The organism is Citroniella saccharovorans (assembly GCF_035481615.1).
In the GTDB taxonomy this organism is placed as follows: domain Bacteria; phylum Bacillota; class Clostridia; order Tissierellales; family Peptoniphilaceae; genus Citroniella; species Citroniella saccharovorans.
Window position 1 is genome coordinate 1,096,583 of the sequence record NZ_JAYKOT010000003.1, and the last position, 13,407, is coordinate 1,109,989.

A 13,407-nucleotide genomic window follows, 5' to 3' on the forward strand; every position below is an offset into this window, starting at 1 on the left:
CTAAATTACTTTTTTGCTATTTTTTCGCCCTAAAATAATTTATATCTATTTATCCTCATCTTCATCTACAACTTCATAATCAGCATCTACTACATCATCGTCAGCTTTAGTTTCTCCTTCACCAGAAGCATTAGTACCAGCTTGGTTAGGATTTACATTTTCATATAGCTTTTGACTAATCTTGTAGAAGTCATTTGTTAAATCTTCACTCTTAGATTTAATTTCCTTAGGATCATCTGAATTTAACGCATTCTTTAAAGCATCAACCTTAGAAGTGATTGAAGATTTTTCATCATCACTAATCTTATCTCCTAGATCTTTAAGTGATTTTTCAGTTTGATAAATTAGAGATTCTGCACTATTTTTAGCTTCAATTAATTCTTTTCTCTTCTTATCTTCATCAGCAAATTGCTCAGCTTCTCTTACCTTCTTTTCAATTTCGTCATCTGACATATTCTTTTGAGAAGTAATTGTAATATTTTGAGACTTTCCTGATCCTAAGTCTTTAGCTGATACATTTACAATACCATTTGCATCGATATCAAAGGTTACTTCAATTTGTGGAATTCCTCTAGCTGCTGCAGGTATTCCAGTTAATTGGAATCTACCAAGAGTAGTATTGTCACTTGCCATTTCTCTTTCACCTTGTAGTACGTGAATATCTACAGAAGTTTGTCCATCAGCGGCAGTTGTAAATACTTGAGATTTCTTTGTAGGAATAGTAGTATTTCTTTCAATAAGTTTTGTTGATACTCCGCCTAGTGTTTCAATACCTAATGATAGAGGAGTTACATCTAATAATAGTAAATCCTTAACTTCTCCAGCTAATACCCCACCTTGAATAGCTGCACCAACAGCAACACATTCATCTGGATTAATATCCTTTTGAGGATCTTTTCCTATAAGTTTTTTAACAGCTTCTTGAACTTGAGGAATTCTTGATGATCCACCTACTAATAAAACTTTTTCAACTTCATTTGCACTAATTCCAGCATCTTTTAATGCTTCTCTAACTGGTCCAAGAGTTTTTTCTACTAAATGTTCAGTTAATTCTTCAAATTTAGCTCTCTTAATATCCATATTTAAGTGAGCTGGAACTCCATTGATAGCAGTTATAAAAGGAAGATTTACATTTGAAGTAACAGTTGTAGAAAGCTCTTTCTTAGCCTTTTCAGCAGCGTCTTTTAATCTTTGGTGAGCAGTTGGATCTTCTCTTAGATCAATACCAGATTCTTTTTTATATTCTTCTGCTATATAGTCAATTAATTCCTTATCAAAATCATCTCCACCAAGTCTATTATTTCCTCTAGTAGCTAATACTTCAAAAACTCCATCTCCAACTTCTAGAATTGAAACATCAAATGTTCCACCACCAAGGTCATAAACCATAATTTTATGTTGATCAGTTTCCTTATCTACACCGTAAGCAAGAGCTGCAGCAGTTGGTTCATTTATAATTCTCTTAACATCAAGACCAGCAATCTTACCAGCATCTTTAGTAGCTTGTCTTTGAGCATCTGTAAAATAAGCAGGAACTGTGATAACAGCTTCAGTAACAGTTTCTCCTAAATATGATTCAGCATCCTTTTTAATTTTTTGAAGAATCATAGCTGAAATTTCTTCTGGAGTATATTTCTTTCCATCAATATCAACCTTGAAATCTGATCCCATTTCTCTCTTAATAGAAGAAATAGTGTTTTGAGGATTTAAGATTGCTTGTCTTTTAGCAGTTTCTCCAACTAATCTTTCTCCATCTTTAGTAAATGCAACTACTGAAGGTGTTGTTCTATTTCCTTCAGTGTTAGGGATAATAACAGCTTCCCCACCTTCCATAACAGCAACAGCTGAGTTTGTAGTACCTAAATCAATTCCAATAATTTTTCCCATAATAATTTCCTCCTAAAATTTATTTACTTACCTTTACATAACTAGGTCTAATGACCTTATCTCCAACTTTATATCCTGTTTGTAGTGTTTCTATTATAATTCCTTCACCTAAATCAGAATCTTCCATCACAACAGCGTTGTGCAAATTAGGATCAAACACCTTTCCATCAGACTCAATAACTTCTAGTCCATTTTTTTGTAAAATATCAAATAATTCTTTTCTAATTAACCTAAAACCTTTATTATACTCACTTTCATCTTCACTTTCAGGTCCTAAAGCCCTATCAAAATTATCCAAAACAGAAAGAATATCTGTAATCATACCTTCAGTAGCATATTTAACTAAGCTTTGCTTTTCCTTATTTACCCTATTTCTATAATTGTTAAAATCTGCTTGAAGCCTTACTAATGTATTTTTTAAATCTTCATAATCATTCGAAACATCATTTTCTAAGGAAGAATCCTCAATGTTAGAATCATTTTCAACAGACTCTGCTTCAAATATTTCTTCTTCTACACTATCCTTAACTTCATTTTGGTCTTCAGATAAATCCTTTTCTTCATCAGAAAGCTTTTTTTTGTTTAAATCTTCATTCACTTTCTTCCCTCCTTACTTTTAGAGCTAGTATTTAATTCATTTATTAAGCAAAGTAAATAATGAATAGCACTATCATAATCCATTCTTGTTGGTCCCAGTAGTCCAATTTTGCCATGAAGACCATTTTCTAACATATAAAATGAATCAATAATTGAAAGTCCTTTAAAACTATTGTCTTCATTTTCTTCTCCAATAGCAATATTTATCTTTGCATCTCCACTTACAAGAGCTTTAATTATTGTTTCCTTACTCTCAATAAGACTTATAAACTCTCTTACCTTATTAATGTCACTATATTCTGGAAATTTAAAAATGCTTGAAACCCCATCTAAAATAAGATCATATTTTTTTAGCTTTCCTATGTCATCTTTTACTGCTTCTTTTAGCTTTATCTTGAAATTATCTAAGCTTTCACTACTTTGAGTATCCACCATATCTAAAAACGATGGAATTTTTTCAATATACATACCAGAAATCAGATCATTAAAAATATAGTTAATCTTTATAAGGCTTTTAATATCACTTGTAAAGTCTTTTTTAATATGATGATAGTAAATCTTATCATTATCATAGACCATCACAAGTAGTAAAGTCTCTTCGCTTTCTTCTAAAATATATATTTTTTCAAGCTTTATATCTAAACTTTTATAAATTATGGCAAGTGTTGTATAGCCAGTTAAATTAGATAGCTTATTAATTGCCTCTTCAATAAGGGACCTTCCATTTAATGATCTATCTAAAAGATCTTTATAATCAGAAAACCCCATCATAGAACGCGATTCAATGAGATTATTTACATACAGCCTATATGCTTTATCTGACGGAATTCTTCCAGAAGAAGAATGTGCCTTAGACAAAAGGCCCAAGTCTTCAAGATCACTCATCTCATTTCTAATGGTAGCTGAACTGACTCCTAAGTTATAATTTTTAGATATAGTTCTTGACCCAATGGGCTCAGCATTTAGTAAATAACTTCCGATAATAGCTTCCAAAATTAGCTTTTTTCGTTCGTCTAACATAACTTTACCCTTCTTTGTTTTATTGTTAGCACTCTCACTCCTTGAGTGCTAACAACATTATACCCTCTATTTTTTCTTTTGTCAACATTTTTTGAATAATTTTATTTTTTCTTAGATAGATTAAAATAATTAAGTATATCTACCTTTGAATTAAAGAATCTTATTATGCAAATAAATATTTGAATGTTAAAGTTGTTTTTTATGTAAATTTTAATTTTAACTTTTATAAAATATTTTCAAACTAAAAAATATAGTTACTAAATAATTGATAATAAAAAAAGAAGCTAAAAGCTTCTAAATTAAGTCTACTAATATATGATTAGAAATATCTACTCCATCTAAAGAAAAAAATAAATTATTATCCATTAAGATTAAAAAACCTTCATCTAAATATTCTTTTATTTTTCTTTCTCTTTCTTTAAGTAGACTTATTCCAAAAATCTCCTCATAATTTTTAAGATTTATGCCTTCTTTTAACCTCATATTTGTAATTATATAATCTGTTCTAAGTTCTTTTAAATTATATTCACTATAATCACCAATTGGTAATACTCCATCATTTATCATTTCACCATATTTTTTAAAATTACAGACATTTTTATATCTGGCTTTTTTGTAAAATCCAGATGCTCCCATTCCAATTCCAAGTACTTCCTTCATTTGCCAATACTTTTTATTGTGAACTGATTCGTAGGATTCTTTTGCAAAATTTGAAATCTCATATCTTTTTAATCCAATTTCTTCTAAGCTCGTAACTATTTTATGGTAGAAGTTCCTGTCCATTTCATCATCATTTAAAGAAATTTTATTTTCTCTTACAAGCCTATGTAGATAGGTGTTTTCTTCTAATATAAGCGAATAATAAGAAAGATGGTTGGGACTTAAATAACTTATTATTTTTAGATCATTTTCTAAGTTTTTTTCTTCTTGTAATGGTAGGGAGTAAATCATATCTAGGTTTATATTAGCAAAAGAATTTTTATTTAGTAAGTCTATTGCTTCAATTACATCACTAGACTTATGAACCCTTCCTAATATCTTTAATATATTTTCATCAAAAGTTTGAACTCCTAAAGAAATTCTATTTACTCCGTAATCTTTAAGAATTTTTAGCTTATCTTGCCTAACATCTTCTGGATTCATCTCTATAGTAAATTCTATTTTTGAATTAAGATTAAAATTTTCATGAATTCCCTTTAATAGTTTATCTAAATTATCTAAGCTTAAATATGAAGGACTTCCACCGCCCAAAAATACTGAGTCAATTAAGATTTTCCCATATTTATTTTGATAAATTTCCATTTCCTTCAAAAGATTCGATATATATGAATCCATTCTTTTTTCTTGTCCAGGAAAAGTTAAAAAATCACAATAATAACATTTCTTATGACAAAAGGGGATATGGACATAAAGTCCCTTAGCCCCTTTTTCTTCTTTTTCAAAATATTTATCTAATCTATTCATCGTCGTCATACTTAAGTACGGCAAGAAAAGCATTTTGTGGAACTTCTACATTTCCAATTTGCCTCATACGTTTTTTACCTTCTTTTTGCTTTTCAAGAAGTTTTTTCTTTCTGGAAATATCTCCACCATAACATTTAGCAAGTACATCTTTTCTAAGAGCTGATACAGTTTCTCTGGCTATTATTTTAGAACCAATTGCCGCTTGAATAGGAATTGCAAATTGCTGTCTTGGAATTTCTTTTTTAAGCTTCTCAACAATAGTTCTAGCTCTTTGAGCTGCTTTTTCCCTATGAACAATAAGTGAAAAGGCATCAACTAACTCTCCATTAATTAAGATATCCATCTTTACAAGATCTGATTCCTGATATCCTTTTAAATCATAATCTAAAGAAGCGTATCCTTGTGTTTTAGATTTTAATGTATCAAAAAAGTCGTATATAACTTCATTTAAAGGCATTAAATAATGAATAGTCACTCTTTTTTCATCTAGATATTCCATATTTTCAAAGACGCCACGCTTATTTTGACAAATTTCCATAATAGGACCAACATAAGTTTTTGGCGTCATTATTTCACATGCAACCATAGGCTCTTTCATATAATCTATTTCTGTAGCTGGCGGCAAATTAGATGGATTTTGTATTTCTAAAAATGTTCCATCATTTTTCATAACTTCATAAATTACTGATGGAGCTGTGGCAATTATATTTAAGTCAAATTCTCTATCAAGCCTTTCCTGAATTATTTCCATATGAAGTAAACCCAAAAAGCCGCATCTAAAACCATATCCAAGTGCTTGGGATGTTTCAGGCTCGAAAACTAATGAAGCATCATTAACCTGTAATTTTTCCAAAGCTTCTCTAACCTGTGTAAATTCTTCGCCCTCTGCTGGATATATCCCGCAGTAAACCATTGGCGTTACTTTTTTATATCCTGGTAGGGCATGCTCAGTTTTATTTTCAACTTCTGTTATTGTGTCCCCAACCCTAGCATCTCTTACATTTTTAATAGATGCACAAATATATCCAACATCTCCTGCTGTTATTTCTTTAGATTGAATTCTTTCATTTTGAACGTATCCTACTTCTGTAACTTCAAACTCTTTTTTTGTATTCATCATGTAAATATTTGTTCCTGTTTTTACTTTTCCTTCAAAGACTCTTATAAAGCAAATTACTCCCTTATAAGAATCATAGTAGGAGTCAAATATTAGTGCTTTTAGCGGCTTACTTACATCTCCAACTGGATGAGGAACATTATATACAATATCTTCTAAAACATCTTCAATATTTAATCCACTTTTAGCAGAAACCAGAGGGATCCCCTCTGTATCAAGTCCGCAAGTATTTTCAATTTCACTTTTTACATACTCAACATCACTACTAGGTAGGTCAATCTTATTAAGAACAGGCAGAATTTCCAAATCTTGCTCTAAAGCCAAATACAAATTAGCTAGGGTTTGAGCCTCAACCCCTTGAGTAGAATCAACTACTAAAACCGCTCCTTCACATGCAGCTAAAGATCTAGAAACTTCGTAGTTAAAATCTACATGGCCAGGTGTATCGATTAAATTTAAAATATATTCCTCACCATCTTCAGCTTTATATATCAATCTTACAGCTTTAAGCTTGATAGTAATACCTCTTTCTCTTTCAAGATCCATAGAGTCAAGAACTTGCTCTTTTAATTCTCTCTTTTCAAGCATGCCAGTTTTTTCTATGAGCCTATCAGCAAGTGTTGATTTTCCGTGATCAATATGTGCAATTATTGAGAAATTTCTAATTTTATCTTGTGAAACCTTCATTAAACACCTCTTACAATTTTCCTATTCTATTAAAAGGGAACAGTCTAAAAACAGAAATACCCTTAACTCTACTCTTTTCTATCTTTCCAAATGCTCTTGAATCATTAGAGTGAGCTCTATTATCTCCCATAACAAAGTATTCCCCATCATTTAAAACCCATGATGTTTCACCATTAAGTGAAAGAGTTGGATCATAGTTAGTATAATCTTCATCTAGTTTCAAATCATTTACAAAAACTTCTCCATCTTTTAATTCTACCCTATCCCCACTCTTAGCAATGACTCTTTTTATATAATTATCTCCAGAATTATCAGGAGCTTTAATAACAACTACATCACCTATTTCAGCTTCTTTAAAAAATAAACTAACTCTTTCAGTAATAAGTATATCCCCATCATTTAAAGTTGGGACCATAGACATACCAGAAACATGGGTGATATTGAAAATAAAAAATCTAATAAATAAAGCAATTGCAACTACAATAATAAGTTCAAAAATAAATGGCATTTCTTTTTTATTATTACCTTTCTTATTGTTTTCTTCAATCTCTATTTCTTGACTTTCTATATTGTTTTCTAATTCGCCCTTATCTTGATTGTTTAAATCTTGCATTCCTATCATCCTTTCAAAAAATACATATTAATTATATCACAAATAAGTTTTTCCATCATTATTTTTTTAAATATACTTGCAAATATAGTCAATAAATGATAAAATATTTTTTGTAATATTTAGGGGGTGAGAAAATGGCAAATATTAAATCAGCACTTAAAAGAATTAAAGTTAACGAAACTAAAAGAGCTAGAAATAAAAGTAAAAAATCTGAACTTAAGACTTATATGAAAAAATTAAATATAGCTATTGAAGAAGATAGATTAGATGATGCAGCTGAACTATTAAAATTAGTTGATAAAAAGCTTAAAAAAGCTGCAAGCAAAAACTTAATCCATAAGAATGCAGCTTCAAGAAAATTAAGCTCATTCCAAAGAAGACTTAATTCTGCTAAAGAAGCCTAAACTTCCTATTCCTAAGGAAGTTTTTTTATTTGAAATATTCTATTTAATTTTTACACGCCTTAGAAATTTAAATTCTAAGGCGTTTTTATATGCTAGTTAATTTAATAATAAGTTTTTCAATTTCAAGTTTTGTGTGGTTACTATTAATTCTCATGTTTTTTTCACATTCATAAAGTAGATTAATAGAGCTTCTGATTTTATTTTCTCCCAGATCAGAAATGGCTCTAAAATTTTTATCATATTCAAATTTTTTAATACCAAGAATATTCATAATAGCTTGGTTTGACCTTCCATTATTTAGAAGATTTTTTATATAAAACAAATTATTGAAAGTTCTAGCTATCATAAAAAAGACTTTTTCTACAGGTTCATCACTTAAATTATAGAAAACTTCTAATGATTTAGCCGTGTTTTTTTTTAAAATATTATCGGTTAAATCAAATATATTTTCATTAATGAATGGAGTAATGAATTTATCGATTAATTTTTTTGTAATTTCCTTATTATTTATCTTTACTCCCTCAATAAGAGCTTCAAGGTCATTGTTTATAAAGTTTAAATTAAGCTCTGAATCCCTATCTAAATATCCTGTTCTATCCATAATATAACTAATTTCACTATTTTTTATTGAAAGTCCATCTGATATAAATTTTTTTCCAATAAAATTTTTAAGCTCCATGCTATTTAGCCTATTCATTTCGACAAAACTAGCTAGATTTAAGAAATTTTTGTAAAGTTTTCCCTTAAAAAACCCAGCTTTTAAATCAAAAATAATAGTGGTGAAATTAGGAATATTAGAAGCATAGTTTAATATATTATTTAGTTCATTTTCAAACTTAGAAATCTTATCCCTAGAAAAATCTAAGTGCTCTATTAAAATAACTCTCCTATCTGACATAAAAGGTAGAGACTCACTATTATCAATTATACTTTGAGAATTAAAATTTTCATCATTGAACTTAGTAAAATTAAAAACATCATCTTTTAAGTCTCCAGCAATTTCTTCAATAAATGTTTTTTTTAGAAAATCCTCTTCTCCATATACAAATATTAAATTTTTCAAAGTTTTATTTCTAAATTTTTCTATAGCCTCTATATAATTCATAATCATTTTCCTTAAATAAATCCTTCAATAAAAGTGTAAAAGTTCCAGTTAAAACTATAATATATAATAAATCTCCTAGTAAAAAACTAGCTAGGCTTTTTTTATTTCTTAATTTATGTTTTATTTCATTTCCAAAAACACTTGATGTTATCCTAACTTCTCCATCTCTATCTGTTCTAAAGTACCTAACACCATATTTTTCAAGTTTTTCAATAGTTTCTTTATGTGGATGAGAAAATTTATTTTTATATCCAGCAGAAATAAGTGCAATTTTAGGATTTACCTTTTTTAAAAAATCATCTGATGTTGAAGTCATTGAACCATGATGACCTACTTTTAGTATATCATGTTTTAAGTCCATGCTTAAATTCTTTTCCTTATCAACTTCCATGTCTCCTGTAAATAAAGCTGAAAATCCCTTTTGTTTATAACTTAATACCAATGATGTATTATTAGATTCATCATATTCCTTGCCGTCATCTAAAACTTTTATAGAAAATCCTGTAGATTTTATTATATCTTCATTTTTAAGAATTTTTCTTTTAGGACTTGAAATTTTAGATTTTTCTGATGTAAAAATAATTGGATCATAATCCCTAACAATATATTTTAAATTTCCAGAATGGTCAATATCATCATGACTAATAATTACAAAATCTAGTTTTTTTACCCTCTTTTTTAAATAAGGACCTAAAATAAATTTATAAGTAGATCCTTTTATATCTCCACCTGTATCTATCATACCTGTAAGTTTTCCATCACTTATTAGAAAAGCATCTCCCTGTCCAATATCAATCATGGATAGGCTTGTATAAGATGCAATTTCAAATATAAAACTAAAACTCAATATAAGTATTGCAATAATTTTAAAGCCTTTAATTTTATCAGTAAGAGATAATCTAATATAATTTCTTTCAAATATAAAATATAGAACTAATAGAAATAATACTATTACAAAATAGTAATTCATATTTTTAATTGAAAATTTGAAAAAGTCAATGCCTGAAAATAAATCTACCACAAAGTAAATAATATCTAATAAAAAATCTATTAAAAAAGAAATAAAATAAGCTAATGGCCTTATTGTAAAATATAAAATAATTTTCAAAAAGACCAAGGCAAAGGTAGCTGAAAATATAGGAACAACAATCAAATTTACCGGTATTAAAAGTAGGTTTACACTTCCATAATAATATAAAATAAGTGGTAAGAGAGAAATATTTACAGTTAAAATCGTTTTAAATGCCTTTATTAAATTTGAATCTTTTTTTACATTAATAAATAAAATATCTTTTAAGTAAAATAAAGAAAGTATTGATATAAAACTCAGAGTAAGTGATAAGTCAATTGCCCTATATGGCATAAATAATAAAATTATAAAAAAAGCCAGAAATATGAGTTTTAATCTATTTAACCCCAGTTTATATATTCTTGTCATTTCAACAAAAAAAATAATTAAAAACGCCCTTAATGCAGAAGATTTCATCCCCGTTAGGTAAATATAGGATATGGTTATCAAAAAAGAAAAAAAAAGATTCTAATCTTATAATTAATAGGAAATATGCTTAAAAAGCCGCATAAAAATAAATATATTATTCCTATATGCATCCCTGAAACAGCCAAAATATGTGAAAGTCCGAGATCTTCCACCTTATCTTTATAACCATCATCCATAAAGTTTTTAGCAAAAAATACTGTATTTACAAAATCTGCATTTTGTTTTTTTAATGCCCATGAATTAATATTATTTAATTTCTCAACTACATTATTTTTGATATAGAAAAACTTATTATAATTTAAGTCCAAAATTTTAGGACTTGTTTTTAAGAAAAGACTAGCAAAAATCCCCTTAGATCTCATGAAGTCTTTACTGCTAAATTGTCCAAAGTTTCCAGAGTCTCTAAAAGGTTCTAGTTCTCCTTTAGCTTCAATTAGACTTCCAACTTTTAACCTATCCTTATAGGTTAAAAGTATATTTTCATTTATAGTATCATCGCCCACTTTTATAGCCTTAGCTTTATATGTATAATAATCTTCAGAAATAGAATAAACTTCTGTTATAAGAATCTCTATCTTGTTAATTCCTTCAATTTTATCTACTTTTATATTTTTTTCACTTATTGTAATTACAAGTAAGCCTAAAGAGAAAAAAAATAAACTTAAAAATATATATATCCTATTTTTTTTCTTAATATCTATAAAAAATGACAAGAAAATGAAAAGGACAGAAATAAAGATATTAACATCTACCCTATATCCAAAATTTATTCCTAAAAAATAAAAAAGGCCTATAAAAATTATCCCTAAAAACATTTTCAATCACCAAAAATATTATAACAGTTCTTTATTAAACTTGCTATAAATGATACAATATATAAAAAAGGAGTGATAATATGCTTTACTATATGGACTACCCTTATATGTTTGAGATAGAAACAACTCTAAAGTCAAAAAAGGGTTCAAGAAATAATTTAAATTTAGTATTAACAAACTCAATAGCTAGTCCTAGCTCTAAAAATATACCCACAGACTTAGTTAAGTTAAATGGGATTAAAGTAAATAAAATTACAAGGCAAGAACAAGACTTTGTTTATGAAATAAAAGGTAGTCTATCAACTGATAAGCTTACTATTGAAATAGATAAAAAAACAAGAATAGAAAATATGAAAAATTATTTAGCATATATTATTCTTTCTTTACTTTTTAAAAAAATATATGCTCTTGATTGTAAGATAGTTAGTTTTAATGAAGACTTTTTTAAAGTTATTGTTCCAGCTGCTGGACTAATTAATGTTGAAAGAGATCTTAAGGATATGGAGTTTACATTAAATCATATAATAAATTCATCACTAGATGTTAAGGTAAATCAAAATAAAGATAGCTACACTATAAATATTCCTTCTGTTGGACAAGGTAAAATTTTCTACCCAGTTCCATCAAATACTGCTGAGTTAAAACTTGCTATCATTAAAAGTTTTGAGAAAACTGATAAAGGGCTTGAAATTACTTTTCAAACAGGAGATAAAGCATATAACTACCTTCTTTTGAAAAATAAAGAAATAATTGAAATAAAAAATCTCATAAATTATGAAGGCGAAAATATAGTAGATGAGATTAACTTTACAAAAAGAAGTCTAGAAGATTTAAAAGATGAGCTATATGATCTTAAAACAAACGTATATAAATATTACCTAGATTTGATTAATGAGGATGTCTATGAAATAGATGGAAAAAAATTTTTAACCCACAATATCAAAGAAATCTTTATAAAGGATTTAAAGTTAATGATTGATAGTTTCGATGCTGATTTTAAATTTATTACCAATCCAAAAGATGAAAATAGTGAATTTATTTTGAAAAATAGCCTAGAAGAAATTGATGACTTAGATTTAATAAAAGAGCTTCAAAATATATATCCTTTTAATTATGAAATTAAAAAGCAATATATTTATGGAGAAATAAAAGATGAGTATAGAGAAAGATTAAAGGAGCTTATTGATAGATATATTTACTCCAAATTAAATAAATAGCTTAATATAAATTTAAAAAGCTTCCTGTTAGCAAAGTAATTACTAATAGGAAGCTTTTTCTGTAAAAAAATAATTTTCATAAAAATCTAATTTTCATTATTCATTATTGGCGGGAGTACGTGAGAATCGAACTCACCCAAGAAGCTACAAACCCCTCGCGCTGGTTTTGAAGACCAGAGAGCCCACCAGGACTCATCTACCCCCATAAAACAAGATGCTAAAAGCACCTTGTTTATTATATAATAAAATAATATTAAATTCAAGTTAAATATCATCTACATCTTTAGTAGAAAAGTAATATCCTTTGCCCCATTTCGTTTTTATATAGGACTCTTTTCCTAGTAAGGAAAGTTTTTCTCTAAGCCTTCTAATATGAACATCAACAGTCCTTAAATTGCTTTCATATTCCTTTCCCCATACTTTTTCAGCCAATTCCTTTCTTGAAAAAATTGTATCTGGATTTAATGCCAAAATAAAGAAAAATTCAAATTCCTTTCCTGTCAGATCTAAATTTTCTCCTAAGTAGTTTACTCTTCTAGCAATAAGATTAAACTCAAATCCACTTTCTACTAAATTTTGCTTTTTATTTTTTGACTCTTCTAAAACTTTTTGAGTTTGGATTACACGTCTTAAAATCGCCCTAATTCTCGCCTTAAGTTCAAGTATATTAAAGGGCCTTACAATATAATCATCGCATCCATACTCTAGTGCTAATACCTTCTTTAAATCATTATCAATAGTAGATATTACAATTGTTGGAATATCTTTCTCCTCACTCATAATTTTCTTAAGGTCAAGCCCAGTACCATCTTTATACTGCATATCTATTAAGGCAAAATCAATTTTTCTATTTTTGAAAATTTCAATTGCCTCTTTAATACTTCTAGAAACATATATATTATATCCTTCAGTATCAAAAGCATATTTAAGTTCTTCCAAAATATCATCGTCATCAAAGACTAATAATAATTCAAGATTCATGC

General features: G+C 28.0%; 12 protein-coding genes and 1 tRNA gene. 2 read left to right on the forward strand and 11 right to left on the reverse strand.

The features are described 5' to 3' along the window. Nucleotides 1-45: 45 nt before the first annotated feature. From dnaK to lepB, 6 genes are all read right to left on the reverse strand, one after another. Nucleotides 46-1,887: a molecular chaperone DnaK gene (gene dnaK / locus VLK81_RS07860; protein ID WP_324620076.1), complete on the reverse strand. Its 1,842-nt coding sequence runs from the start codon at nt 1,885-1,887 to the stop codon at nt 46-48. Nucleotides 1,888-1,906: 19 nt separating this feature from the next. After that, complete coding sequence (gene grpE, locus VLK81_RS07865; protein WP_324620077.1) at nt 1,907-2,485, reverse strand: nucleotide exchange factor GrpE; 579 nt, start codon at nt 2,483-2,485, stop codon at nt 1,907-1,909. Then, nucleotides 2,482-3,504 (reverse strand): heat-inducible transcriptional repressor HrcA, encoded by a 1,023-nt coding sequence (gene hrcA / locus VLK81_RS07870; RefSeq protein ID WP_324620078.1) that lies wholly within the window; start codon nt 3,502-3,504, stop codon nt 2,482-2,484. Before hrcA ends, grpE begins: the two co-directional genes overlap by 4 nt. 294 nt (nt 3,505-3,798) lie before the next feature. Next, nucleotides 3,799-4,968, reverse strand: coding sequence for a radical SAM family heme chaperone HemW (gene hemW / locus VLK81_RS07875; RefSeq protein ID WP_324620079.1), 1,170 nt, complete (start codon nt 4,966-4,968; stop codon nt 3,799-3,801). Next, the gene (gene lepA / locus VLK81_RS07880) at nt 4,961-6,772 is read right to left on the reverse strand and encodes a translation elongation factor 4 (protein ID WP_324620080.1); all 1,812 of its coding nucleotides are present in this window, start codon (nt 6,770-6,772) and stop codon (nt 4,961-4,963) included. The genes hemW and lepA overlap by 8 nt, the downstream gene beginning before the upstream one ends. Nucleotides 6,773-6,782: 10 nt before the next feature. After that, a complete protein-coding gene (gene lepB, locus VLK81_RS07885; protein WP_324620081.1) occupies nt 6,783-7,385 on the reverse strand; it encodes a signal peptidase I in 603 nt (200 codons plus the stop codon). Between the two features lie 134 nt (nt 7,386-7,519). On the opposite strand from lepB, the gene rpsT reads away from it, so the two are divergent. Continuing rightward, a complete protein-coding gene (rpsT, locus tag VLK81_RS07890; RefSeq protein ID WP_324620082.1) occupies nt 7,520-7,789 on the forward strand; it encodes a 30S ribosomal protein S20 in 270 nt (89 codons plus the stop codon). An 85-nt stretch (nt 7,790-7,874) separates the two neighbouring features. Here the strand turns inward: rpsT and holA are convergent, their stop codons facing one another. Genes holA through VLK81_RS07905 form a run of 3 tightly spaced genes read right to left on the reverse strand, consistent with a single transcriptional unit; the run spans nt 7,875 to nt 11,207 of the window. Next, the gene (gene holA / locus VLK81_RS07895; RefSeq protein ID WP_324620083.1) at nt 7,875-8,894 is read right to left on the reverse strand and encodes a DNA polymerase III subunit delta; all 1,020 of its coding nucleotides are present in this window, start codon (nt 8,892-8,894) and stop codon (nt 7,875-7,877) included. Then, on the reverse strand, nt 8,863-10,380 hold the full coding sequence (locus VLK81_RS07900; RefSeq protein WP_324620084.1) for a DNA internalization-related competence protein ComEC/Rec2: 1,518 nt from the start codon (nt 10,378-10,380) through the stop codon (nt 8,863-8,865). The genes holA and VLK81_RS07900 overlap by 32 nt, the downstream gene beginning before the upstream one ends. A gap of 29 nt (nt 10,381-10,409) precedes the next feature. Then, entirely contained in the window at nt 10,410-11,207 is a 798-nt protein-coding gene (locus tag VLK81_RS07905) for a ComEC/Rec2 family competence protein (RefSeq protein WP_324620085.1), read from the reverse strand. Between the two features lie 80 nt (nt 11,208-11,287). Here VLK81_RS07905 and VLK81_RS07910 point away from each other — a divergent pair, with 80 nt between their 5' ends. Continuing rightward, nucleotides 11,288-12,424, forward strand: a complete 1,137-nt coding sequence (locus VLK81_RS07910) for a hypothetical protein (protein ID WP_324620086.1) — start codon at nt 11,288-11,290, stop codon at nt 12,422-12,424. A 107-nt stretch (nt 12,425-12,531) separates the two neighbouring features. Here the strand turns inward: VLK81_RS07910 and VLK81_RS07915 are convergent. Next, nucleotides 12,532-12,628: transfer RNA gene (locus VLK81_RS07915), tRNA-Sec, on the reverse strand. A gap of 60 nt (nt 12,629-12,688) precedes the next feature. Beyond that, nucleotides 12,689-13,405, reverse strand: a complete 717-nt coding sequence (locus VLK81_RS07920; protein WP_324620087.1) for a response regulator transcription factor — start codon at nt 13,403-13,405, stop codon at nt 12,689-12,691. Nucleotides 13,406-13,407 lie beyond the last annotated feature (2 nt).